This is a genomic window from Mesorhizobium sp. M7A.F.Ca.ET.027.03.2.1, from assembly GCF_003999175.1.
GTDB lineage: Bacteria > Pseudomonadota > Alphaproteobacteria > Rhizobiales > Rhizobiaceae > Mesorhizobium.
In genome coordinates, this window is record NZ_RZOM01000790.1 from 1 (window position 1) to 2972 (window position 2972).

Here is a 2972-nt window from a genome sequence, read left to right on the forward strand (position 1 = left end):
GGTGCCGGCAGGCGGATGAGGGGCGGCGCCGAGTTCGGCAATTATCGGCACTGCGACACATCCCCAAAGGCGGCGCTGTGTTTGTCGGCAATCATCCGTTTCTTGGCGTTCTTCGAGCCGCGCAAGCTCAAACCCCGGTCGCCGGGATGCCGGTGCGTTCCACCTTGCGCGGCGCGGAGATTTCCTTCCACGTCGACAGCGCCCGGTTAACCGCCGCATTCGGCTCGCGGCCAACGAACTCGCCATGACCGGGCTTGGCCTTGACCTCGGCCTCCTGGATCGACAGTTCGCCACGCGAGAACACGAACCGCGGCAGACCGGTCACCTCGAACCCTTCGAACACGTTGTAGTCGATGACAGACTGCTGCTTCTTCGAGGTGATTTTCTTCTTGCGCTGGGGATCCCAGACGACGATGTCGGCGTCGGCGCCCTCTACGATGGCGCCCTTCTTCGGATACATGTTGAGGATCTTGGCGATGTTGGTCGAGGTCACCGCGACGAACTCGTTCATCGTCAGCCGGCCGGTGTTGACGCCGGTGGTCCAGAGCACCGGCATGCGGTCTTCAAGCCCGCCGGTGCCGTTCGGGATCTTGGTGAAATCGCCGACGCCGTTGCGCTTCTGCTTGGTGGTGAAAGCGCAATGATCGGTCGCCACCACCTGCAGCGAGCCCGCCTGCAGGCCCGCCCAGAGCGAGTCCTGGTGCAATTTGTTGCGGAAGGGCGGGCTCATCACGCGGCGCGCCGCATGGTCCCAGTCCTTGTCGAAATACTCGCTCTCGTCCAGCGTCAGGTGCTGGATCAGCGGCTCGCCGAACACCCGCATGCCCTTCTGGCGCGCCCGACGGATCGCTTCGTGGCTCTGCTCGCAGGAGACATGCACGACATAGAGCGGCACGCCGGCCATGTCGGCGATCATGATGGCGCGGTTGGTCGCCTCGCCTTCCACTTCGGGCGGCCGTGAATAGGCGTGGCCCTCGGGGCCGTTGTTGCCGGCAGCCAGCAGCTTCTGCGACAGGGCGGCGACCACATCGCCATTCTCGGCATGCACCAGCGGCAGCGCGCCGAGATCGGCGCAGCGCTGGAACGAAGCATACATCTCGTCGTCGTCGACCATCAGCGCGCCCTTGTAGGCCATGAAATGCTTGAACGAGGTGATGCCCTTGTCGACGACAGTGGCCATCTCGTCGAACACCTGCTTGCCCCACCAGGTGATCGCCATGTGGAAGGAATAGTCGCAGGACGCTTTCGAGGTCTTGTTGTCCCACATCTGCAAGGCTTCGAGCAGCGACTGCTGTGGCGCCGGCAGGCAGAAATCGACCACCATCGTCGTGCCGCCGGAGAGCGCCGCGCGCGTGCCGGATTCGAAATCATCGGCCGAATAGGTGCCCATGAACGGCATTTCGAGATGGGTGTGCGGGTCGATGCCGCCCGGCATGATGTAGCAGCCGGTGGCGTCGAACTCATGGTCGCCATGCAGGCCCGAGCCGATGGCGACGATCTTGCCGTGCTGCATCAGCACATCCGCCTTCCAGGTGCGGTCGGCGGTGACGATGGTGCCGTTTCGGATGACTTTTGTCATTAGCTGTTCCCTTGTTCTCTTCGCGCTTCTTTGCGAGCGTCGTTTGGAAGGTAGATTCTAAGCTCACTCCACGATGACAGCGGTCTCCACCACCGCATGGAACAAAACATCGGCACCCGCCGAAGCCCATTCCTTGGTGATCTCCTCGGCCTCGTTGTGGCTGAGGCCATCGACGCAGGGGCACATCACCATGGCGGTGGGCGCGACGCGGTTGATCCAGCAGGCGTCATGGCCGGCGCCGGAGACGATGTTGCGGTGGGAATAGCCGAGACGTTCGGCGGCATCACGGATCGCCTTGACGCAGCCGGCATCGAAGGTCACCGGATCGAAAGCGCCGACCTGCTCGATCTCGTAGCGGATGTCGAGCGCATCGCAGATCGTGTCGATGCCTTCGCGGATGCGGCCGTCCATGGCGTCCAGCACTTCCTTTTCCGGGGAGCGGATGTCGACGGTGAAGACGGTGCGTCCGGCGATGATGTTGCGCGAGTTGGGATAGACCTCCATGTGGCCGACCGCGCCGACGGCATCGGGCTGGTAGTCCATGGCGATCTCGTGCACCAGTTCGATCACCCGCGCCATGCCGAGCCCGGCATTGCGGCGCTTGGGCATCGGCGTCGAGCCGGTATGCGCCTCCTTGCCGGTCAGCGTCACCTGCAGCCATTTAAGGCCCTGGCCATGGGTGACGACGCCGATGTCGATATCTTCGTCCTCGAGGATCGGACCCTGTTCGATATGCAGTTCGAAGAAGGCGTGGATCTTGCGATCGCCGACCTTCTCGCTGCCTTTCCAGCCGATACGCTCGAGCTCCTCACCGAATTTCTTGCCCTGCTTGTCGACATGCCCGTACACATCGGCCTGGTCGAGCACGCCGGCGAACACGCCGGACGCCATCATCGCCGGCGCAAAGCGCGAGCCCTCCTCGTTGGTCCAGTTGGTGACGACGATCGGATGTTTGGTCTTGATGCCGAGATCGTTGAGCGAGCGCACCACTTCAAGCCCGCCCAGCACGCCGAGCACGCCGTCGTACTTGCCGCCGGTCGGCTGCGTATCGAGATGGCTGCCGACATAGACCGGCGGCAGGCTGGGATCGGTGCCTTCGCGGCGGGCAAACATCGTGCCCATTTCATCGACGCCCATTTCGAGCCCGGCCGCATCGCACCAGCGCTTGAACAGATGCCGCCCTTCGCCGTCTTCGTCGGTCACGGTCTGGCGATTGTTGCCGCCGGCGATGCCGGGGCCAATCTTCGCCATCTCCATGATGGAATCCCACAAACGATCTGAATTGATTCGCAGATTCTCGCCGGGTGCGGCCATGCTCTAAAACCTCATCGATTGCGGGGCGCCGGCGTCCCCCTCCCCCTCGAGGGGAGGGTGGCCGCGAAGCGGTCGGGTG

2 protein-coding genes are annotated in these 2972 nt (G+C 63.6%); both read right to left on the bottom strand.

Annotated elements, in window-relative coordinates:
- Positions 1–127: 127 nt before the first annotated feature.
- Positions 128–1579, bottom strand: a complete 1452-nt coding sequence (gene hydA / locus EN750_RS26920) for a dihydropyrimidinase (RefSeq protein ID WP_127398447.1) — start codon at positions 1577–1579, stop codon at positions 128–130.
- Between the two features lie 63 nt (positions 1580–1642).
- On the bottom strand, positions 1643–2893 hold the full coding sequence (locus tag EN750_RS26925) for a Zn-dependent hydrolase (protein WP_023813190.1): 1251 nt from the start codon (positions 2891–2893) through the stop codon (positions 1643–1645).
- Positions 2894–2972: the final 79 nt, after the last annotated feature.

Bases quoted from the DNA above. Each gene is read 5' to 3' on its own strand.
- hydA (WP_127398447.1), bottom strand. From the start codon at position 1,579: ATGACAAAAGTCATCCGAAACGGCACCATCGTCACCGCCGACCGCACC.
- EN750_RS26925 (WP_023813190.1), bottom strand. From the start codon at position 2,893: ATGGCCGCACCCGGCGAGAATCTGCGAATCAATTCAGATCGTTTGTGG.